Annotated in this window: 18 protein-coding genes and 1 other annotated feature; of the genes, 16 read left to right on the forward strand and 2 right to left on the reverse strand. The window is 47.8% G+C overall.

From position 1 onward, the window contains the following. Window positions 1-8 precede the first annotated feature (8 nt). Window positions 9-223, forward strand: a binding site (T-box leader). An 85-nt stretch (window positions 224-308) separates the two neighbouring features. Then, window positions 309-2741 carry a leucine--tRNA ligase gene (gene leuS, locus FHS17_RS00285; protein WP_167272288.1) on the forward strand — a complete coding sequence of 811 codons (2433 nt, stop codon included), beginning with the start codon at window positions 309-311 and terminating at the stop codon, window positions 2739-2741. A gap of 46 nt (window positions 2742-2787) precedes the next feature. On the opposite strand, the gene comER is transcribed toward leuS, so the two are convergent. Beyond that, on the reverse strand, window positions 2788-3627 hold the full coding sequence (gene comER, locus FHS17_RS00290; protein ID WP_167272291.1) for a late competence protein ComER: 840 nt from the start codon (window positions 3625-3627) through the stop codon (window positions 2788-2790). A 106-nt stretch (window positions 3628-3733) separates the two neighbouring features. On the opposite strand from comER, the gene FHS17_RS00295 reads away from it, so the two are divergent. From FHS17_RS00295 to holA, 7 genes are all read left to right on the forward strand, one after another. Next, window positions 3734-4225 carry a ComEA family DNA-binding protein gene (locus tag FHS17_RS00295; RefSeq protein WP_243865140.1) on the forward strand — a complete coding sequence of 164 codons (492 nt, stop codon included), beginning with the start codon at window positions 3734-3736 and terminating at the stop codon, window positions 4223-4225. A gap of 154 nt (window positions 4226-4379) precedes the next feature. Beyond that, the gene (locus FHS17_RS00300) at window positions 4380-5684 is read left to right on the forward strand and encodes a homocysteine synthase (protein ID WP_167272298.1); all 1305 of its coding nucleotides are present in this window, start codon (window positions 4380-4382) and stop codon (window positions 5682-5684) included. Between the two features lie 120 nt (window positions 5685-5804). Further along, window positions 5805-6335, forward strand: a complete 531-nt coding sequence (locus FHS17_RS00305; RefSeq protein ID WP_167272301.1) for a deoxycytidylate deaminase — start codon at window positions 5805-5807, stop codon at window positions 6333-6335. Between the two features lie 88 nt (window positions 6336-6423). Next, the gene (locus tag FHS17_RS00310) at window positions 6424-9036 is read left to right on the forward strand and encodes a ComEC/Rec2 family competence protein (protein ID WP_167272304.1); all 2613 of its coding nucleotides are present in this window, start codon (window positions 6424-6426) and stop codon (window positions 9034-9036) included. A gap of 231 nt (window positions 9037-9267) precedes the next feature. Then, window positions 9268-9816, forward strand: coding sequence for a sigma-70 family RNA polymerase sigma factor (locus FHS17_RS00315; RefSeq protein ID WP_167272307.1), 549 nt, complete (start codon window positions 9268-9270; stop codon window positions 9814-9816). After that, window positions 9813-10817, forward strand: a complete 1005-nt coding sequence (locus FHS17_RS00320; RefSeq protein WP_167272340.1) for an anti-sigma factor family protein — start codon at window positions 9813-9815, stop codon at window positions 10815-10817. Before FHS17_RS00315 ends, FHS17_RS00320 begins: the two co-directional genes overlap by 4 nt. A 243-nt stretch (window positions 10818-11060) precedes the next feature. Next, entirely contained in the window at window positions 11061-12098 is a 1038-nt protein-coding gene (holA, locus tag FHS17_RS00325; protein ID WP_167272343.1) for a DNA polymerase III subunit delta, read from the forward strand. 66 nt (window positions 12099-12164) lie between these two features. On the opposite strand, the gene rpsT is transcribed toward holA, so the two are convergent. Then, window positions 12165-12437, reverse strand: a complete 273-nt coding sequence (rpsT, locus tag FHS17_RS00330; protein WP_167272346.1) for a 30S ribosomal protein S20 — start codon at window positions 12435-12437, stop codon at window positions 12165-12167. A gap of 218 nt (window positions 12438-12655) precedes the next feature. Here rpsT and gpr point away from each other — a divergent pair, with 218 nt between their 5' ends. From gpr to grpE, 8 genes are all read left to right on the forward strand, one after another. Beyond that, window positions 12656-13663 carry a GPR endopeptidase gene (gene gpr / locus FHS17_RS00335; RefSeq protein WP_167272349.1) on the forward strand — a complete coding sequence of 336 codons (1008 nt, stop codon included), beginning with the start codon at window positions 12656-12658 and terminating at the stop codon, window positions 13661-13663. 172 nt (window positions 13664-13835) lie between these two features. After that, the gene (gene spoIIP / locus FHS17_RS00340) at window positions 13836-15095 is read left to right on the forward strand and encodes a stage II sporulation protein P (protein ID WP_167272352.1); all 1260 of its coding nucleotides are present in this window, start codon (window positions 13836-13838) and stop codon (window positions 15093-15095) included. Window positions 15096-15151: 56 nt separating this feature from the next. Continuing rightward, a complete protein-coding gene (locus FHS17_RS00345) occupies window positions 15152-15580 on the forward strand; it encodes a hypothetical protein (RefSeq protein ID WP_167272355.1) in 429 nt (142 codons plus the stop codon). A gap of 98 nt (window positions 15581-15678) precedes the next feature. After that, window positions 15679-17496, forward strand: coding sequence for a translation elongation factor 4 (gene lepA, locus FHS17_RS00350; protein ID WP_167272357.1), 1818 nt, complete (start codon window positions 15679-15681; stop codon window positions 17494-17496). Window positions 17497-17780: 284 nt separating this feature from the next. Further along, window positions 17781-18959 (forward strand): radical SAM family heme chaperone HemW, encoded by a 1179-nt coding sequence (gene hemW, locus FHS17_RS00355; protein ID WP_167272360.1) that lies wholly within the window; start codon window positions 17781-17783, stop codon window positions 18957-18959. 91 nt (window positions 18960-19050) lie between these two features. After that, window positions 19051-19530 (forward strand): N-acetyltransferase, encoded by a 480-nt coding sequence (locus FHS17_RS00360; protein ID WP_167272363.1) that lies wholly within the window; start codon window positions 19051-19053, stop codon window positions 19528-19530. Window positions 19531-19742: 212 nt separating this feature from the next. Continuing rightward, window positions 19743-20768: a heat-inducible transcriptional repressor HrcA gene (gene hrcA, locus FHS17_RS00365; RefSeq protein WP_167272367.1), complete on the forward strand. Its 1026-nt coding sequence runs from the start codon at window positions 19743-19745 to the stop codon at window positions 20766-20768. A gap of 299 nt (window positions 20769-21067) precedes the next feature. Next, window positions 21068-21607, forward strand: coding sequence for a nucleotide exchange factor GrpE (gene grpE, locus FHS17_RS00370; protein WP_167272371.1), 540 nt, complete (start codon window positions 21068-21070; stop codon window positions 21605-21607). Window positions 21608-21646 lie beyond the last annotated feature (39 nt).

Here is a 21646-nt window from a genome sequence, read left to right on the forward strand (position 1 = left end):
TTACTATACTTATGGCGTTGAAGAGGAACAGTAGTGTCGCGGGGCAAGGCTTAGAGAGCCGGCGGTTGGTGCAAGCCGGACCTGCAGCGATATGAATCTCACCTTGGAGCCTTGCGTGTGAACGCAACGATTAGCCTGCGTTAAAGGCAATGAGTGAGCGGAAGGCAAAGAATGCCGGCCGTTAACTAGGGTGGTACCACGGGAATAATCTCTCGTCCCTAGCGATAATACGCTGGGGGCGGGAGTTTTTTTATGTCTGATGATGCGTTGCTTCATAGAGCGCCGCACACATTTAGGAGGATATGATTATGAGTCAGGAATTTCACGGTTACAACCCGCTGACGGTAGAACCGAAATGGCAGAAATATTGGGATGAGAACAAATCGTTCGCAACAACGGAAGATCCGGGTAAGAAAAAATTCTATGCCCTTGATATGTTTCCTTATCCATCCGGTGCAGGCCTTCATGTAGGTCATCCGGAAGGCTACACAGCAACGGATATCGTATCCCGTTACAAACGGATGCGAGGTTACAACGTTCTGCATCCAATGGGGTGGGATGCTTTCGGCTTGCCAGCTGAGCAATATGCTTTGCAAACAGGACGCCATCCGCGTGAGATTACGGTTGAGAACATTAACAACTTCCGCCGTCAGATCAAATCGCTTGGCTTCTCGTATGACTGGGACCGCGAATTCAGCACAACAGATCCGGATTATTACAAATGGACACAATGGATTTTCATCCAATTGTATAACAAAGGTCTTGCTTATGTCGCAGAAGTTCCTGTTAACTGGTGTCCAGCACTTGGTACGGTACTGGCTAACGAAGAGGTTATTGACGGCCTCAGCGAACGTGGCGGCCATCCGGTTATCCGTAAGCCAATGCGTCAATGGATGCTGAAAATTACAGAATATGCAGAACGTTTGCTTGAAGATCTGGAAGAGCTCGACTGGTCGGAAAGCATTAAAGATATGCAGCGCAACTGGATTGGCAAATCGACAGGTGCTGAAGTGACTTTCGCGATTGATGGTCACGATGCTTCGCTTGTTGTATTCACAACTCGCCCAGATACGTTGTTTGGTGCAACTTATTGTGTTCTTGCTCCTGAGCATGAATTGGTTGCTCAAATTACAACAGCGGATCAAGCGGCTGCAGTTGAAGCTTACAAAGAAGCAGCAACACGTAAGAGCGACCTGGAGCGTACTGACCTTGCGAAGGACAAAACAGGCGTATTTACAGGCGCTTATGCAATCAACCCAGTTAACGGAGTGAAGACACCAATCTGGATTGCAGATTATGTACTTGCCGGTTACGGAACAGGTGCAATTATGGCGGTACCAGGCCATGATACACGCGACTGGGAGTTTGCAAAACAATTTGATCTGCCAATCGTTGAGGTTGTCCAAGGCGGCGACGTAACGAAAGAAGCTTACGCAGGCGACGGCCCTCACGTAAACTCTGATTTCTTGAATGGCTTGAACAATGAAGACGGCATTAAAGCAATGATTGAGCACCTGGATGCTTCAGGTAAAGGTCAAGGTAAAGTGACTTACCGCCTGCGCGACTGGCTGTTCAGCCGTCAGCGTTACTGGGGTGAGCCAATTCCAATTCTTCACCTGGAAGACGGCACAATGAAGCCGGTTCCGGTAGATCAACTGCCGCTTGTATTGCCTGATGTAGAGGCAATTAAACCATCCGGCACAGGCGAGTCACCACTTGCGAACGTTACCGACTGGGTGAATACGGTTGATCCGGAGACGGGCATGAAAGCTCGTCGTGAGACAAACACGATGCCGCAATGGGCGGGAAGCTGCTGGTATTACCTGCGCTTTATCGATCCGAAGAACCAGAATGAAATTTGTTCGCCAGAGAAACAAAAGGAATGGCTGCCGGTTGACCTTTACATCGGCGGAGCTGAGCATGCGGTGCTTCACCTCTTGTACGCTCGTTTCTGGCATAAAGTACTCTACGATCTTGGCGTCGTCAATACAAAAGAACCCTTCCACAAGCTGGTTAACCAAGGTATGATTCTTGGTACCAACAACGAGAAAATGTCCAAATCACGCGGCAATGTGATTAACCCGGACGATATCGTTGGCGAGTTCGGTGCTGATACACTTCGTATGTACGAAATGTTCATGGGACCTTTGGAAGCAACAAAACCATGGAACACAAACGGCGTAGAAGGCACTTATCGCTTCCTGAGCCGCGTATGGCGCTTGTTCATCAGTGATGACGGCAGCGTAACATCGAAAATCTCGGATGGCGAGACGACTAAGGCGTTCAAGCAAACTTGGCACCGTACAATCAAGAAAGTAACGGATGACTTTGAGAACCTGCGCTTTAATACGGCGATCAGCCAATTGATGATTTTCGTCAACGAAGCTTATAAAACAGATGTTCTGCCGCTTGAAGCGATGAAGAACTTCCTGCAAATGCTGTCACCGCTTGCTCCGCATATTACGGAAGAGCTGTGGGAGAAGCTTGGCGGTACCGAGTCGATCACTTACGCTGAATGGCCGTCCTATGAAGAAGCTCTGACAGTTGATGACGAAGTTGAAATCGTTGTACAAGTAAACGGTAAAATTATCGAGCGCGTATCCATTGCTGCTAACACGGATGAAGCAGAGATGGAACGGATCGCCAAAGACATGGATAAAGTGAAAGAACTGATAGAAGGCAAAACGATCCGGAAGCTGATCGTTGTTAAGGGCAAGCTCGTCAACATTGTGGCGAACTAAATAGCAGACAAAAGAAGAGGTGAGCGGTCCAGCAGCACAAATTGTGCTACTGTCCGTTCACCTCTTTTCCGTAGAAATCATCGGTTATTTTGGCCACATCTTCGTCGAACTTTTGATGTGTCGTACGGATCAGCCGGTTAAAGGTGCCGTCAAGTTCACGGCTCAGCAGCTGGAGCGCTTTAGCGGTTATTCCTCCGGGAACGGCAACTTTGCGCTGAACATCCTCTGGCGACAGTCCGCCTTCAGTCAAGAGCAGCCCTGTACCGAGAAGCATCTCACTTGCTACCTTTACCGCATCCTCACGGGCAATACCAGTCTCGCATACGGCAGCATCAACAAATTGCTCTACTAGATAGGCGAAAAAAGCAGGTCCGCAGCTCGACAGGTCCGAGACGATCCGGGTGTAAGGCTCCTCAATCGGAAGCGGTTCGCTTATGAATGCAAGCAGATCTTCAATTGTGCGTTGATCCTCTTCGTTTATACGTGAGCCATATATGCACAAGGTAGCTCCGCTCCAGACGAGGTTGGTGACACTTGGAATGACCTTAGCAATTTTGCAAGGTAATAACTCTTCCAAATGCGCGATAAGGACCGGACTTGTAATAGATATTAGAAGCTGCTCTGGCTGCAAGACCGGTAGCAGCTCATCGATTACATTTTTATATTCATGCGGTTTGACACATAAAAACAAGAGATCGCTTGCACTTGCGGTGCTTGCATTCGAACGCTCGGCTCTCATTCCGGGATATCGCTCGGCAAGCGCCTGCGCTTTGGCGTATGTGCGGTTGCTGATAACGATCTGACACGGGTCGAGTGCTCCCGATGCGACGAATGCTTCGATCAGCAGGCTTCCCATCGCGCCCGTCCCAATGAATCCGACATTCATGCTCAGCCCTCCCAACAGTTTTGCTCTTTTAACCTATTCCGTAAGACTTGCCACATATGACATGAAATTGCTAAAAATCCCTTTTTACGAAGAAAGGAGCGTTATTTTGGTTAGTCATCCCTATGGACGTCGAACAAATAAAAATGTATGGCAGCTGATTGTTCCATTATTGCTTATCGGTATTGCTGTTGGATTATTAGTTGCTGCCTTCGCCCAGCCGAAGCAGAAGGTACCAGATGATTGGACTCAGTTGAACCGTGAAGTGGATAGTGCATTACAGACGCAATCAGAAGTGAGAGAGCAAGAGCAAGCGGTGGTGTCTGAGAAGGCTACAAGCGAAGTGCCGGAAGCAAATAGTTCATCAATTAAACCAACGGAGACTACATTGGATACTTCTGCTGGTAAACTGGACATTAACCGGGCAACAGCTGAACAGCTTGATTCGCTTAAAGGTATTGGACCGGCTAAAGCGCAGGCCATATTGGCAGACCGTGAACAGAATGGACCTTTCCAATCCGTAGATGATCTATTAAGAGTGAAGGGGATTGGCAGCAAATTGCTGGCAGGTATAAAAGATAGCATTGTCGCTGCGCCTTGAGTATGAGAAAATAGGACAAGGTGCAGGGAGCTATTCCCAGCCCAAAGACCATATTCAGGCAGTAAGCCCGATTCTAATGGACTACCATATACCGAGCCGCTTGCTTTGAAGTGGTTGAAGCATGTCTATCCTATAATCCAAGGAGTTGTTGCACATGACGAATCAAGATCAGAACAAGCGATCACTCGACACATTGGCTGTCCACGGGGGCCAGGAAATTGATCCTACTACTTTTGCCAGAGCCGTTCCGATTTACCAGACGACCTCGTACGGTTTCCGCGATACGGACCATGCGGCTAACCTGTTCTCCCTGCAGGAATTTGGCAACATTTATACACGTTTAATGAACCCGACAACGGATGTGCTTGAGAAACGTGTAGCTGAGCTTGAAGGAGCGCCAGCGGCACTTGCTGTTGCGTCCGGACAAGCTGCTATTACGTATTCCATTATGAATATTGCCGGTGCTGGTGACGAGATTGTATCCGCTACAAGCTTGTACGGCGGTACGTATAATTTGTTTTCGACAACCTTGCCGAAGCTTGGCATTCATGTGAACTTTGTGGATCCGTCAAATTCTGAAAATTTCCGTGCAGCGATTACGGATCGGACTAAGGCTTTGTACGCGGAAACGCTGGGTAACCCGAAAGGTGATGTGCTCGATATTGAAGCTGTAGCTGCAATTGCACATGAACATGGCATTCCGCTGATCGTAGATAATACATTCCCGAGTCCATACTTGCTTCGCCCAATTGAGCATGGCGCTGATATCGTTGTACATTCGGCAACTAAATTTATTGGTGGTCATGGTACATCCATCGGCGGCGTTATCGTAGACGGTGGCCAATTCGATTGGAAAGCCAGCGGCAAATTCCCGGGCCTTACGGAGCCGGATCCAAGTTACAATGGCATAGTATATACGGATGCGGTTGGTCCAATTGCCTATATTATTAAAGCACGGGTGCAGCTGCTTCGGGATATGGGTGCAGCTTTGTCGCCTTTCAACTCATTCCTGCTGCTCCAAGGGCTTGAGACGCTGCATTTGCGGATGGAACGGCATAGCTCTAACGCCTTAAAAGTCGCACAATTCCTGGAAACACATGAAGCCGTGGAATGGGTCAGCTACCCGGGTCTGGAAAGTCATCCGTCTTATAAGCTGGCTCAGAAATATATGCCTGACGGCCAAGGCGCAATCTTGACCTTTGGTATCAAAGGTGGAGTTGAAGCGGGCAAGAAAGTCATTAATTCCGTGAAGCTGTTCTCGCATTTGGCAAACGTAGGGGATTCGAAGTCGCTTATTATTCACCCGGCAAGTACGACGCATCAGCAGCTGTCTGCAGAAGAGCAGGAAGCAGCGGGCGTAAGCTCCGGTCTGATCAGGCTGTCAATCGGTACAGAAGGAATTCGGGATATTTTATCCGACCTCGATCAAGCTCTGCGCGGAAGCCAATTGAACTCATAATATAGTCTTATCACGATAGACACCTTATACAACTAGAAAGAGACAGAACCGGCGATTGCCTCCGTGAAGAGGTTTATCGCCGGAAAGCTGTCCGTGCAAAAGGAAAAGGAGCTGGACATAATGTCAGAAGTACAAGATGCATCACGGAAAGACTGGGACACCTATTTTATGGATATCGCATATATGGTATCGACACGCTCGCGTTGTCCCCGCCGTCATGTAGGTTCAGTGCTGGTGCAGGGTAAGAAGCTGCTTGGTACTGCTTATAACGGTGCTCCGATGGGCGTACAGGACTGCTCAGAGGCAGGCTGTATGATTGCAGAGGAATGGGAAATGAAGCTTGGTGATGACGGTAAGGAGCAGATGGTGAAAAAACAGCGCTGCATTCGCACCATTCATGCGGAGCAAAACTTACTGCTGTTCACAGATCGCGCAGACCGGGAAGGATCTACTGTATATGTAACTGACCAGCCTTGCTGGACCTGTGCCAATATGCTGGCAAACAGCGGAGTGAAGGAAATTGTGTTTCACCGCAGCTATCCAAAGGATAGTGATAAGGTCAGCCTGCTTATGAAGCAAAAAGGGATCGTGTTCCGTTCGCTCACCGATTATGAGCCGCCGCCGCAGGCGAGTATGAAAGTCATATCCTAACTGAATAAGCGAATGGGGAAGAACCTCTGTATGCATCTTATTTGATGCGTTCGGAGGTTCTTTTTGCATTGTAAGGGAGGGGAACAGGGTGAATAAGCGGCCATTGGTCTGGTTTGCTGTGTTTTGGATGATCGGCAGCACCATTGGGGCTGAGTTTAATTCTATGGGAATTGTGATGGCAGCAGGGGGAATGGCGCTCGTGCTAGTTGCCCTTGTGCTGCTAAAGCAGGCGACGCCAAGGCTCGCTGCTGTCTGTTTGCTGGGCTGTGCCTTGGCTGCCGGGGAGAGATTGTGGGCAGACGCCCGCAATGTGACGGCGCTCGCCGGGCTTGATGTGCCAGACGCTTCGTATGAAGTCGAAGTGTCCGGCACGATTGTGTCCGCGGTCGAGGTCGACGGCGACCGCGCGGCATTTCGCGTGACGGCTGATACCGTCTGCGTCCAGGGGAAGCAGCCGCTGAAGCTTCGCGAGCGGCTGCTTGTTCAAGTGCGGCTTGCTGAGCAGCCGCACCAGGAGATCGCCGCCGCGTGGCATCGCGGCGACAAAGTGCGCTTCGCCGGCGAGCTGTCGCTGCCGGCGGGCGCATCCAATAGCGGCGGCTTCGATTACCGCCGCTATCTATCCAGCCAGCATATCCACTGGCTGGTCAAGGTCACGGGCATCGGCGCCGTCCATGCGGCGCCGGGCCCGGGCTGGACCGCGGCCGCTGTGCTCGGCCGCGTTGATGCCGCGCGCGACTGGCTTGGCGCGCGGTTTGATTCGTTGTACCCGGCCGATCAGTCCGGGTACATGAAGGGTCTGGTCCTCGGCATCCGCGAGGACCTGGACCCGGATCAGTTCCAGCAGTTTTCACGGCTGGGACTGACTCATATTTTAGCCATATCAGGCCTCCATGTAGCTGTATTTATATATGCGTTAGGCGCTGTTTTGCGGCTGTTTCGCATGACGCGGGAGCGAATGCTCATCACACTTATGCTTGCTGTACCGCTGTATGTGCTTCTGTCAGGTTCTTCACCTTCGGTGGTGCGGGCAGGACTGATGACCATGCTTGGGCTTCTTGCCGCCCGTATGGACAAGCTGAAAGACGGCTTACATCTTCTTGCAGCAGCAGCGGTTGGTATGCTCATGTGGAATCCTTATTTTATACAGGATGTAAGCTTCCAATTGTCCTTTGCTGTTACAGCAGGGTTGATTCTGTTTGTGCCGTCTGTCAGACATGCAATGCCGCATTGGCCAAAAGGTAAAGCGCTGCTTGATCTGCTTGTCGTGACGATTGTTGCGCAGGCCGTTTCTTTCCCGCTGACGATCTATTATTTTAATCAATTTCACCTTTTATCGATTCCGGCGAATCTCATTCTTGTGCCGTTTATCAGCTTCATTATTATGCCGATTGGTGCAGTTGCTTTGTTTTTGGGATTATTGTGGCCGCTTGGCGGACAATTACTCGCTGCGGTAAGTGTATACGCTAATGACTGGACATTCCTGCTAGTCGAGAAGCTTGGAGCCGTAGACATTGTCCATTCCATATGGGCAACGCCGCCATTATGGTGGATTGCTGCTTGGTATTTCATTCTTGCCGTTATTTGCCGATTGCTTCCAGCGACCCCATCCGCTGTCCACAAGGAGGATACAGATGAAACGATCCCCTTGCAAGAAGCTGCGGCAGGCCAGGACACGGCTCCTATATGGGAGCTGCAAGAAGAACAACAACGGCCAATATGGCAGAGCAGATTCGCATTCATCACAGCAGCTGGCTTGGCTGGAATTGCACTGCTTTTATATGCGTATTTTCCCGATGTGCTGAATCGTACGGCAGATGTAGATGTGCTGGATGTTGGGCAAGGTGATTCTATTTACATCCGTACGCCGCAGGGCAAACGGATTTTGGTTGATGGCGGTGGTACTCTTTCCTTTCGAAAGCCTGGAGAGGAGTGGAAGGAGCGAAGTGATCCTTTTGAGGTTGGAGGAAAGGTAGTTGTTCCCTTATTAATGAAGCGGGGTGTTCATGCGATTGATCTCTTAGTTATTTCGCATCTGGACAGTGACCATATTCGTGGATTAAAAGCCGTTCTTGATGCGATCCCGGTTCGATCCATTTTATGGAATGGGAGTATCAAGCGAGCAGAGGACGCAGAAGGACTTCTCAGCGAAGCTGTGCGGAAGGGTATTCCTCTATATCGTGCGGAGCTTGGACAGCAGTGGAAGATGGATAAGGAAACGGCAATAACGGTTTTATGGCCGCCTCCTGCTTCTAACAAAACGATCCCAATAGTTGAAGAGCAAAACGACGACAGTGTCGTGTTACATATGCAGATCTATGAGTCAACGTTCCTCTTGTCCGGCGATATAAGCTCAGAAGCTGAGTCTGCTATTTTGTCACGTTTGGATCAGGCAGACGCCGAGGGAACGTCATCTCAGTCGTTGAAGCAGCAGCAGCAGCTTGATAAAAGTATTGATGTACTTAAAGTTGGTCATCATGGGAGCCGATTTTCCACCTCGGAAGAGTGGCTTTCGTTTTGGCGGCCTCTTCAGGCAGCGATTTCAGTTGGTGCAACCAATACTTATGGGCATCCACACCCGGATGTGCTGAACCGCCTTAAGGCAGCTGCGGTGGATGCTTTTCGCACGGATCAAGATGGTGAGATTCGTTACAAAGTGAATAGAACGGGAATATATGAGCAAATCATCAAGCAGAAATAGGCAGGTGCGAGACGTCTAAAGTACCCCTTTGCCTATCAGGTCATCCTGTTAAAATGCTCCATTAAACCTAAGTCACTAGGAACTACCTATATACGGGGTTCCATTTTTTTGTTATCCTTTAGGTTGGAGTTTTCTACTTTTTCATTCGAATTATTAAAGTATTTTCATTTAGTTATGCAACATTTTATGCAACCAACTCGTCAGAGAGGTTGCAAGAGAGGGGGATCCTTCGTGGTGGAGCCAGGCCTTATTAGAGCCGCTCAGTCAGGAGATCGGGATGCTTTAATTACTCTGTTGCGAGAGATTGAAACCCATGTTTACCGGACAGCCTATTATATATTGAATAACGAACAGGATGCGATGGATGCGGCTCAAGAAGCGCTTATCCGCATATATACGAAAATCGGCTCCTACGAAGAGAAGGCCCAGTTCAAAACATGGATTCAACGTATTGTAACAAATATTTGTATAGATAAGTTTAGAAGAAGCAAGCCAACCGTATCGATAGACGAGCATGAAATGGTATTCCGAGAGAAGCAAAATGTGGAAGATGAGGTCTTGACGACATATGCCGTTCAAGATATTCGCAATGCAATTGACAAACTGCCTGAGCATCATCGTGCAGTAGTTGTACTGCGGTATTTGCAGGATTTCTCCTATAACGAAATCGCGGATTCGCTTGATCTGCCATTAAATACGGTTAAATCATACTTATTCCGAGCTAGGCAGCAGCTTCAAACTTTACTACATGATTATCAGAAAGGTGGTGTCCGGGGATGACTTGTCAAGAGGTGATCGAATACATGAATCGGCAGCTAGACGACGATCTGAATGAACATGAATATGAGATCTTGATCAAGCATACGAGACATTGTCCGGACTGTGCAGCAATGTTTGAGCGGCTGAAAAAACTGTCCGAGGAGCTGGGGAATCTGCCCCAAGTTATGCCGAGGTTCAGTTTGGTAGATGCCATATTACCTAAGCTTGAATTTATGGAGCCAATACGGCTGCCAGAAGCTGCAGCGGTTGAAATTCCGGCAGTTAATATTCCTTCTCAGCAGTCGAACCGTCGGGCAAAATCACGGCATCAGCTCCGATTCCGGGCAATTAGCGGTATCATTGCAGCCAGTGTTGCTGCAGGTTTATTCCTTGTGTCTTATAACGCAGGTTTGTTTAGTCCTTCACAAAGATTCAGCGACGCGGATAATGCAGGTGCGAATACAGCAACTTCACAGTCGGCTGATACATTTATGCCTAATGCGAAGGTCCAGCCATTCTCTAATGACACCAAAGGCGCAGTGAATACCCAGTCAGTAGAAGGTACTAACGGTACTGAAGAGACCGATCGATCAGTCACAAAAGAAAATCAGTTAAAATCCGACGAGACATCGGCCAACACGGGGGATTCTAGTGAGAACGGTATTGCAGCCGAGGAACCCAGCAACGCTTCTACTGATGATGCCCCATCCATCAGTGACCCTAATGTAGGCAGTGACAATGGAAGCGGCCCTACCCAAGGTATAGCCTCGGATCCTGCACAGCTTGAGGCTGCATCACCCGATGGGCAATATATTGCGAAAGTTACTGGGTTCGTCATTCATGTTTATAAGAGTGGCGAGGTAGCATCGGTCTTTGAAGCGCGTAAAAACGGTAAATTTGCTAATCTTGTTTGGTCGGACGATAACAAACAGCTGACCTATGACATTCAGCTGGAATCCGGCGGTATGGAGCGTTACGTCATTAGTACCGATACGATGACGGAATCAAAGGCTTCTCATTAATCGAGACGATTTTACCGCGATATTCGCACACTTTTCACTCAACCTGCGTAAGATAAAGGAATTGAAGAGTCAACGTAAGCCTTGATCAAAAGTATGACCATCCGCAGGGCGGTACCATGGACCTGCCTGCCGGTGTTTATATAGATGTTCAGGGACAAAGGGATGAGGCCTTATCTGCTCATCCCTTTGTTGCCGTTCAAAAGGCGAAGTAAGTCGGTGCTATTAGGTGAAAGAGGTGCAACGATGGACGCGAAAGAAGCGTTGAAGGAAATCAAAGCGGGTAAGTTTCGTCCCGCCTATGTAATATATGGAAAAGACCGGTTTCGGATCGGACAATTTACGGACACGTTGACGGATGCCATGTTCACACCGGATGAACGTGAGCTTGGCGTAGTGAAATTTGATACCTCAGAGACGCTGATTGAAGAAGCAGCGCTTGAAGCTGAGACCCTTCCTTTCTTTGTAGAACGTAAGCTCGTCATTGTACGTGACTCTGTTGTATTCGCGGCTGGCGGAAAGGAAGGCGGCAAGCTGGATCATAAGACGGATCGGCTGCAGCATTATTTGGACATGCCGTCCGAGACGACGGTTATGTTATTTATTATCAATGCAGAGAAGCTGGATGAACGTCGCAAGCTGGTGAAGATGCTGAAGGACAGAGATGCGCTCATTGCCTATCAAGAACTGGATGCGGCCGAGCTGCGGCGCTGGGTCGTTAAGCGGGCGGAGGAGCAAAAGCGCACGATGACCCCGGATGCAGCCGATCTACTACTCGTGCGGACAGGACAGAATATGCAGCAGCTAGCCATTGAAGTGGACAAGCTTTGTCTGCATGCAGGTGAAGGCGGCGTCATTGGTGTAGAAGAGACAGATATGCTGACGGTCTCTACGGTTGAAGAGGATGTATTTGCACTAGTTGATGCAATTGCTGGTCTACAGGTTGACCGCTCGCTTAAGCTATACAGAGCACTGCTTGTACGTCGCGAAGAGCCGATCAAGATTGCTGCCCTTATTGCTAGGCAGCTTCGAATTATGCTGCAGATTAAGGAGCTTGAACAGCATCGGTATTCGCCGCAGCAAATGGCGGGCCAGATTGGCCTGCATCCATACGCGGTTAAGCTTGCTGCAGAGAAGAGCCAAAAGTTCCAAGTCAAGCGGCTGGGAGCACTTCTTAATGATGTGGCTGATCTGGATTATAAGATGAAAACAGGCGCCATTGATAAGACGCTTGGACTGGAGCTATTCCTCCTGTCGCTTGGCGTCCAGCAAAGTGCCAAATGATAATAAAATCAAAAAAGGCTTCGCTCACCGATTACTCGGGAGGCGAAGCCTTTTTGTTTGCGGTTATTAAGCTTGAGCCGAAAGGGCGTTCAGCTTTTTAGCAAGACGAGATTTTTTGCGGGAAGCCGCATTTTTATGAATCAGGCCTTTAGTAGCCGCTTTATCCAATTTTTTCGTTGCAGCGATCAGAGCCGCTTTAGCAGCATCTACATCAGTGCCAGCGATCGCTTGATCAGCGGATTTAACAGCTGTGCGAAGCGCGGATTTTTGGGAAGCGTTCAAAGCGCGGCGTTTTTCGCTCGTTTTAACGCGTTTAATTGCGGATTTAATGTTTGGCATCGAATTTCACCTCCTACAAAGTTTGCGTAAGCAAACAAAAAGCATACGCTATAAGTCTAGGTAACACAACTTAAAATATATTACCATGTACAGGTCCGAAAAGCAATAGCGTACCGAGCTTGCCATTTTTGCTCATCTCTTGCCAAAGTATGAAATCGTCTCCCTTGCGAACAATAAGCTGGAGATGATGGCATTGCTTTTGAAGGGAGAATGGATAGATGACTGAACTTGATATGCAGATGTACAATATCCGCACGGATCTGGCGTTGGAAGCAAAGGAAATGGCGGAGCAGCTTGGCGGCGGTGGGCCAATTCCAGGCATCCATTCCGAAACAACAGATGATAATGGGATTATGATTACTCATCTTCATGTTCAGAATGAGCAAGGCTCGCGTGCGATAGGCAAAGTGCCCGGCCGTTACGTCACCATAGAGGTGCCTGCGCTGCGGAATCAGGATACGGAGCTGCAGGATCGGGTAGCAACTCAATTCGCGAAGCATTTCGAGATGTTCTTGGAACGGCTTGGGATAGGTAAGACAGCTAAAGTACTTATTGTTGGTCTCGGGAACTGGAACGTCACACCGGATGCGCTTGGACCACTGGTGGTGGAGAATGTAATGGTTACGCGCCATTTTTTCGAGCTAATGCCAGATCAGGTTGCACCTGGATATCGTGCGGTTAGTGCCGTCGCTCCGGGTGTACTTGGGATTACGGGGATCGAGTCGAGCGAGATTGTACAAGGAATCGCGGAGAAAACAAAACCCGATGTCATTATTGCAATTGACGCTTTGGCATCCAAATCACTTGATCGGGTAAATACGACGATTCAAATTGCAGACATCGGTATTCATCCGGGCTCAGGGATTGGCAACAAGCGTAAAGGATTGACGAAGGAGATTCTAGGTATCCCTGTCATTGCGATAGGTGTGCCAACAGTGGTTTATGCCTCAACGATTGTGAACCATACAATTGAACTGATGAGAAGCCATATGGCAGCGAACAATGGGAATAACGATCAGATCTTTGGTCTGATGAATCAGATGGGCGAGGCAGAACGTCTCCAGCTTGTGAAAGAGGCGCTTAACCCTATGGGCCATGATCTGCTTGTAACACCTAAGGAGATTGACGAGTTTATTGAAGATATCGCCAACATCATTGCCAGCGGCCTGAACGCCTCACTCCATGAAGCAGTCGATACTGACAATGTTGCTGCGTATACACATTGATTAATTAGAAGCTCTTGAAGCTTAACAGCCTCAGGAGCTTTTTTTTCGTTATAAATACAACTCTCTTAATCTATCAATTGAAATCTAGTATTTCATTTCTGGTTCTATCAAAGCTTCTTGTCTCATAGATTAATAGCAGATGAGCAACGAGAAGTGGGAGGTAGAACTTGTAATGAAAAAAACCATTATGCTGTTTGATCTGACGAGAGGAAGCAAGCGTATTCGAGAGCTGCTCGTAACGGGTAAAACATTCGTGGTGTTGTCGATATGTTCCATGTTGTTTTTTGTTGCAATTGGTATTGCCGGCATGGCGCATCAGCATTCGCTGTCTGCTCCAGTTTCTTCTATGACAGGTTTTGCAGCTTCCGTTTCAAGCGGGTTCTTTGGGGATATGCTAGAAATGGAGATGCCTCAGTTCCATAGCAGTAAATCAGCTGAGGAGTTATCCGGTACACAAATAAGCAGTTTTCTCATCCGACTAATGACGGATGTTAATCCTAGTGATCCAAGAAGCCTCATCGCAGGTGAAATTCCAGGAATGAGTGCAGATGAGTCATTTCTGATCGCCAAAGGGGTCGGAACGGATTTGAATGTTTGGCCAGAAGATAATGCGCCAAGTCAGGGTGATTCTAATTCGAATGGCAATGGAAATGGCAGCGGAAATGATCCTGGCTTGCCGGGTGGACTCGATGAGCCAACAGAAACACCGACACCGCCAACACCGACCCCAACAGAGACGTCGACCCCAACACCAACACCAGATAATTCGGGCTCAGAACATACAACAGGAAAAGATAAAGTTGTGTTTATCTACCACTCCCACAGCCGGGAATCCTGGTATCCGGAGCTGACGGATAAGAATGGCGATGCAAATTCGGCATCAAAAAATATTACGCTTGTTGGAGCTAGACTGGCATCGAAGCTGGAAGACCTCGGCGTAGGCACAACTCACTCGGATACGGATTATCCGACAGCCATTAAGGATTATGATTGGAATTACTCCTATAAGTATTCGAAGAAAACGGTACAAGAAGCATTGGCAAGTAACAAGAAGCTGAAGTTTTTCTTCGATATCCATCGGGATTCGGGCAGACGCAAAACGACAACGGTTGATATTGGCGGTAAAAGCTATGCACAAGTATATTTCATTATTGGACATAAGAATCCTGACTGGAAAAAGAACGCGGAATTTGCAACACAAATTCATAATGCTTTAGAAAAAGAATATCCGGGCATATCCCGTGGAATCCTGGGGAAAACAACCGCAACCGGTAATGGAGAATATAATCAATCACTTGCCGATGACAGTGTGCTGATAGAGATCGGCGGCGTGGACAATACGTTAACAGAGAGCTACCGGACAGCGGATGTGCTGGCGAAAATTATCGCAGAAATTTACTGGGATGCAGAGAAAGTGTCTGCTACGAAATAATGAATAAGGTCAAGGCTGCTGCGGCAGCCTTACCTCATGGAAGGAGCTGGAGAGCAATGAAGGGTACTCTGAAATGGATACTGCTGGGAGGAGTTCTTGTCTTTATTATTTTGTATGGAGTAGAGATGTCTTCTTCAGGAATAGAAAAGATCTATGGACCAATTGATGGTGAAGGCACTTCGTCAGCTATTATGTCACAAGACAAAACGAGGTCTATATCGGAAGAAGATTACGAAGATGCGGTTGAGAGCACAGGATTGTCCAAATCGGCTGAACGGAAAATTGACGCACTTGAGAAAGAACTGAAGGAAGTTCGGAAGATTGCCGAGGAATCTGCCCGTCATGAGCGGCTGCCAGGCATTTCGTCTGATTCCGGTGAGCCAGCGGTGAATAAGGTAGCGGATGGAACTGCCGGATTGCTTCAGTCCGTATCCAGCGGCAGCATAAGGTTCATTGCTTCCATTCTGAATTCCGTGACAGGCTAGCGCCGCATCTTTGTGGCAAACCGCATTGCTGGTACACCGTATAGCTGATATAATGGAAAGAATGATTAGCTATATAATGGATTGTGTGGGGGTTAGGCATGACTGACGTTCGTGACCGGCAAAAGAAAATTAGGAATTTCTCAATTATTGCACATATTGACCACGGGAAGTCGACGCTCGCTGACCGTATTCTTGAGTTTACCGGAGCGTTATCTTCGCGCGAAATGCAAGAGCAGGTGCTCGACCAGATGGATCTGGAGCGGGAGCGCGGGATCACCATTAAACTTCAGGCTGTACGGCTTACGTACAAAGCGGATGATGGTGAAGAATATATACTTAACTTGATCGATACGCCTGGGCATGTCGATTTCACGTATGAAGTATCCCGCAGTATGGCTGCGTGTGAAGGAGCACTGCTTGTAGTAGATGCTGCACAAGGTATCGAAGCACAGACGCTTGCGAATGTTTACTTGGCACTCGACAACAGCCTGGAGATTCTTCCGGTTATTAATAAAATTGACCTGCCAAGCGCAGAGCCAGAACGCGTGAAGCAAGAGATCGAGGATGTTATTGGTCTTGATGCAAGCGATGCCGTTCTTGCCTCGGCTAAAGCGGGTATCGGAATTAAAGAAATTTTGGAGCAAGTGGTGCAAAAGGTACCGGCTCCAACTGGTGATCCAGATGAACCACTTAAAGCGCTTATCTTTGACTCCCACTATGACCCATACAAAGGGGTTATCGTGTATGTACGTGTCATTGATGGCAGTATCAAACCAGGTAAGAAAATCCGCTTTATGGCGACAGGCGCAGAATTCGAGGTTATCGAGGTAGGCGCGTTCAAACCACGGATGAGTATTGTGGACGAGCTTGCAGTAGGTGACGTTGGCTTTGTCGTAGCGGGTATCAAGAATGTAAAAGATACACGTGTTGGTGATACGGTGACGGAAGCGAAGCGTCCTGCTCCTGAAGCACTTCCTGGTTACCGTAAAATTAACCCAATGGTATTCTGTGGTCTGTATCCAATTGAAACGCAAGATTATAATGATCTGCGTGAAGCACTTGAGAAGCTTGAGCTGAATGACGCATCGCTGCGTTATGAGCCAGAGACCTCTACAGCGCTTGGATTCGGCTTCCGTTGTGGATTCCTTGGTCTATTGCATATGGAAATTATTCAGGAACGTATCGAACGTGAATTCAATATTCCGCTCATTACGACAGCGCCAAGCGTAATTTATCGTGTTACTCTAACGAATGGTGATGTACTTACCATCGATAATCCGTCCAATTATCCAGAAGCAGGCAAGCTCGACTTTGTTGAGGAGCCATATGTCAAAGCAGCTATTATTGTACCGAATGATTACGTAGGTGCGATTATGGAGTTATGCCAAGGCAAGCGTGGCGAGTTCGTCAATATGGAGTACTTGGACACAAACCGTGTTACGCTTACTTATGAAGTTCCGCTGTCGGAGATTGTATATGACTTCTTTGATCAACTGAAATCAAGCACTAAAGGTTACGCGTCATTCGACTATGAGGTATCTGGATACCGCAGATCGAATCTTGTGAAGATGGATATTATGTTGAACAACGAGCAAGTCGATGCCTTGTCCGTTATCGTTCACCGAGATCGTGCTTACCATCGCGGCCGGATTATCTGTCAGAAGATGAAAGAGCTTATTCCGCGCCAAATGTTCGAGGTTCCTGTACAGGCTTCGATTGGTACGAAAGTAATCGCTCGTGAGACGGTTAAAGCAATGCGTAAAAACGTTCTTGCCAAATGTTATGGCGGTGACATCAGCCGTAAACGGAAACTTCTGGACAAGCAGAAGGAAGGTAAGAAACGGATGAAGCAGGTCGGCAGCGTAGAGGTTCCTCAAGAGGCCTTCATGGCGGTGCTGAAAATCGACGAGGATTAAGGGGAGCTTCTCCTTAGTACCAGTCGTAGAAATATGGCATAAGTGTGCTAGACGCAGAGGGGACAGGGTTTCTCCTTACAGCCGCTGTTGCCGATCTTTTTCTTGAACAATTTGATACGGTTGAAAAAGATCGGCAAAGGCGGGCGCTGCGCTCTTCCAGGAGATACCCATTACCCCTCATGCAGCACACTTGCCAGACATTCTAGACAGGACTAAGGAGAGCTTGCTCACCTTAGTCCTGTCGATTTTTTTAGATAGGTAAAAAGAAAAGAGGGAATTTCAAGATGATTAATTACGCGCCTAAGGCGCTTTATATTCATATCCCGTTTTGTACGAACAAATGTCATTATTGTGATTTCACTTCGTATGTATTAAAGGGACAGCCCGTTGATGAGTATCTGGAAGCTCTTGAGAGAGAGATGGCCTTAACTGTTGCTCAAATGCCGCCGGAGAGAATCGATACTGTATTTGTTGGAGGAGGTACGCCAACGGTACTGACGCCGCCGCAGATGGAACGTTTCCTCGCTTCGGTCAAAAAGTATTTTCCACTTGCAGATGATGTGGAGTTTACGATGGAAGCTAACCCCGGTACAACTGATCCTGAGAAGCTTGCAGCTATGTTCGCTGGCGGTGTGAACCGGATCAGCTTTGGCGTGCAGTCGTTCAACAATGCGCTGCTTGAGCGGATTGGCCGTATTCATAGTATGGAAGATGTATATAAGAGTCTTGAGAATGCCCGCGCTGCAGGTTTTACGAATCTGTCGATCGATCTGATGTTCGGATTGCCTGGCCAAACGGTTGAGACCTTAGAGGATAGCGTAAACAAAGCGCTGGCGCTGGACCTGCCGCATTATTCGCTATACAGCCTCAAGGTAGAGGAAAATACGTTGTTCCACAAGCTGTATCAACGTGATGAATTGCCTTTGCCTCCTGAGGATGAGGAATTTAATATGTATACACTGCTTATGGACCGTCTGAAGCAAGCAGGACGTAATCATTATGAGATCAGCAACTTCGCACGACCAGGCTATGAGAGCAGACATAATTCGACCTATTGGCGTAATGAGCCATATTACGGACTTGGGGCAGGAGCACATGGATACGCGAGTGGACTGCGTCACGTCAATGTGAAAGGCGTTCAGCCATACATTGAATATACAAAGACAAAGCTGCCGCGGCTGGAAGAGAACTCCGTACCTGAATACGAAGCGATGGAAGACTTTATGATGGTGGGGCTTCGTCTGCTTAAAGGTGTTCGTGCCTCGGATTACGCTGCTCAATTTGAAGGACGTAAACTTGAGGATAAGTTTGGTTCTATTATTGAGAAACTCGAGAAAAATGGTCTGCTTGAACGCATCGAAGATGCCGGAGATACTATATATAAATTGACAGATAAAGGCGTTCTTTTTGGCAATGACGTATTTGGTTCGTTTATTGGACTAGAAGAGGAAGTTGCTGGCTAAAATTCGGAAAATTAGATCTTGAGAAAACATGCGACATGCTGTATATTTATTCACATGGAATGAATTTGCACCGGGTGGAGGCGATTGCAGCATGGAGGCGACGGAACAATTAACGGTGGTTTGCAGAAAAGCGGCACCGGAAGATGTGGAAACTTTGTATGAACTCATTAAAGGCTATGCGGAACAGGGTATCATGCTGCCCCGCACCCGGGAGACGCTTAAGTATCAGCTGGATACGTTTGTTGTGGCGGAGCTTGGCGACAAGGTCGTTGGCTGCGGCTCATTATTACGGCTTGGCGCTGATTTGGTTGAGATCCGTTCGCTGGGCATGACTGAGGGTTACAGAGGTCTCAAGATCGGTAATAAGCTTGTTGATTTTCTGATCGAACAAGCAAGAGAGCAAGGCATACCAAAAGTTATGGCGCTCACTTATGCGGTTAATTTCTTCCTGCGGAACGGATTTACCGTTGTGGAGAAAGAGATTTTTCCGGAAAAGGTTTGGAAGGACTGTGTAAACTGTCCGAAGCAGCATGCTTGCGACGAAATCGCTGTATTGAAAATGTTGAGCTAATCCGATGAGGATTAGTCAAATCATAAAATGGACAAAAGGTTAGGCAGCATGCCTAGCCTTTTTATTTATGTTAATCATTAGAAGACAGGCCTGAAAATGCTGAACCGACTTGACAATGAACAAGGTGGTTTGGTATTTTTGTATTAATGATTAGCACTCGGGTCTAATGAGTGCTAACGAGAAGGCCAGATAATCTTTTTGGAGGGATGCGAATGTTGACTGAACGGCAAAGAATGATACTGAATGCAATTGTAGACGACTATATCCGTTCTGCTGAGCCAGTTGGTTCTAGAAGCATTTCGAAGCGCGGCGACGTAGGCTTCAGCCCTGCAACCATTCGTAATGAAATGGCCGATCTGGAGGAGCTTGGTTTCCTCGAGCAGCCGCATACGTCGGCAGGACGCATTCCATCTACTAAAGGTTATCGTTATTACGTTGATCATCTCGTGAAACTAAATGAAATTAATGATACAGATATGAATCAAGCTCGTTCCTTCTTCTCAGAGAAAATGAGTCAGATGGAGCAAGTCATCCAGCATGCGGCGATGATTTTGTCCAATCTTACGAATTACACGTCGATCTTGCTTGGACCGGAGATGTTCAGCAACTCGCTGAAACACTTTAATTTGGTGCCTCTAGATGATAAGTCGGCTGTTGCGATTATTGTGACGAATACCGGTCATGTTGAGAATAGGACCATTACAATTCCTCCCGGCATCCGAATGGATGAGATGGAGAAGATTGTGAACATCCTGAATGCGAAGTTGATTGGTATTCCGCTCGTTCGTCTGAAGTCAAAGCTGTATGCAGAAGTTGGGCAAGAGCTGGAACGTTATGTTGATCATTGCGAAGAAGTGCTTGGTATTCTGGACAGTGCACTGACAAATGATGATGAGCAGCGGATTTTCCTTAGCGGAACAACAAACATGCTTACTCAGCCGGAGTTTAAAGATGTTGATAAAGTGAAGACGATCCTGGATTTGCTAGATCAAACACCTGCCGTTATGAAAATGATTTCCGCAGCACCTTCGGGTATACAAGTGAGGATTGGAACAGAAAATGACCAAGAGGCAATCGCGAATTGCAGTTTGATTACGGCAACTTATCAGTTGGATGGAAAGTCACTTGGCACCATTGGAATACTTGGTCCTACCCGTATGGAATACGGGAAAGTCATTAGCCTCCTTGATGTTATTAGTAAGGATTTGGCTTTGATCATGGGACGCTTCTATAAATAGCGTCGGTTTGCTGTTGCCTTGGTTGGGGCTGTATGCTTGGCGCGTACGAACGTGGTGTTGCCTTCCGTCGCTGTTGAAAACGGGAATTTGGATTGGTATTCCTAGCGGAATATTCCCGTTTTCAAAGGCGAGCGCTGCGCTCTTCAGGCATCACCACGTTCTCCCGCGCACGGCGCGCAGCACCAGATGAACGGCAAAGGCAAGCGCGCAACGATTTATCTGCGCTTAGCGGGGTAAAGAATTATGCTTACGAAGTAAGAATTGCCCAAAGGCATGGCAATTCTTTTAAGGAGGTGAATATGGTGAGTAATGACCAACAACATAACGAAACAATCGATGAAGTTATAGACGAGCAAGTGGAAGAGCAGCAAGAGGTTGAAGTGCAGGAAGATTCGCGCCTTGAAGAGCTCGAAAAGCTGGCCGAGGAGAATCAACAAAGATACTTACGTGCACAAGCGGACTTCGATAATTTCCGTCGTCGTACGCAAAAGGAAAAAGAAGATCTTGCGCAATACGCTTCCATGAAGCTGATCGGACAACTGCTTCCAGTTGTCGATAACTTCGAACGTGCTGTATCAGCGGCTACCGCTAATCAGGACTTTGATGCGCTTGCCAAAGGCGTGGATATGATTTTCCGTCAACTTGAGCAAACGCTGCAGCAAGAAGGCCTTAAAGCAATGGAGGCTGTTGGTGAGGCGTTTAATCCTGAATTCCATCAAGCAATTATGACAGTGGAATCAGATGAGCACGAAGAAGGCATTGTCGTTGAGGAAGTGCAAAAGGGCTACATCCTGAAGGATCGTGTCCTGCGTCCTGCAATGGTTAAAGTAAGCGGCTAATAATTATTCCTTTCATTGGAATTTAAATAAGATTGATTA

It is taken from the genome of Paenibacillus lupini, from assembly GCF_011761355.1.
Lineage (GTDB): Bacteria > Bacillota > Bacilli > Paenibacillales > Paenibacillaceae > Pristimantibacillus > Pristimantibacillus lupini.

What these genes read in the sequence shown, in the direction of transcription:
- leuS (WP_167272288.1), top strand. Translation starts at nt 309, where the DNA reads ATGAGTCAGGAATTTCACGGTTACAACCCGCTGACGGTAGAACCGAAA.
- comER (WP_167272291.1), bottom strand. Translation starts at nt 3,627, where the DNA reads ATGAATGTCGGATTCATTGGGACGGGCGCGATGGGAAGCCTGCTGATC.
- FHS17_RS00300 (WP_167272298.1), top strand. Translation starts at nt 4,380, where the DNA reads ATGACGAATCAAGATCAGAACAAGCGATCACTCGACACATTGGCTGTC.
- FHS17_RS00305 (WP_167272301.1), top strand. Translation starts at nt 5,805, where the DNA reads ATGTCAGAAGTACAAGATGCATCACGGAAAGACTGGGACACCTATTTT.
- FHS17_RS00320 (WP_167272340.1), top strand. Translation starts at nt 9,813, where the DNA reads ATGACTTGTCAAGAGGTGATCGAATACATGAATCGGCAGCTAGACGAC.
- holA (WP_167272343.1), top strand. Translation starts at nt 11,061, where the DNA reads ATGGACGCGAAAGAAGCGTTGAAGGAAATCAAAGCGGGTAAGTTTCGT.
- rpsT (WP_167272346.1), bottom strand. Translation starts at nt 12,437, where the DNA reads ATGCCAAACATTAAATCCGCAATTAAACGCGTTAAAACGAGCGAAAAA.
- gpr (WP_167272349.1), top strand. Translation starts at nt 12,656, where the DNA reads ATGACTGAACTTGATATGCAGATGTACAATATCCGCACGGATCTGGCG.
- spoIIP (WP_167272352.1), top strand. Translation starts at nt 13,836, where the DNA reads ATGAAAAAAACCATTATGCTGTTTGATCTGACGAGAGGAAGCAAGCGT.
- FHS17_RS00345 (WP_167272355.1), top strand. Translation starts at nt 15,152, where the DNA reads ATGAAGGGTACTCTGAAATGGATACTGCTGGGAGGAGTTCTTGTCTTT.
- lepA (WP_167272357.1), top strand. Translation starts at nt 15,679, where the DNA reads ATGACTGACGTTCGTGACCGGCAAAAGAAAATTAGGAATTTCTCAATT.
- hemW (WP_167272360.1), top strand. Translation starts at nt 17,781, where the DNA reads ATGATTAATTACGCGCCTAAGGCGCTTTATATTCATATCCCGTTTTGT.
- FHS17_RS00360 (WP_167272363.1), top strand. Translation starts at nt 19,051, where the DNA reads ATGGAGGCGACGGAACAATTAACGGTGGTTTGCAGAAAAGCGGCACCG.
- hrcA (WP_167272367.1), top strand. Translation starts at nt 19,743, where the DNA reads ATGTTGACTGAACGGCAAAGAATGATACTGAATGCAATTGTAGACGAC.
- grpE (WP_167272371.1), top strand. Translation starts at nt 21,068, where the DNA reads ATGGTGAGTAATGACCAACAACATAACGAAACAATCGATGAAGTTATA.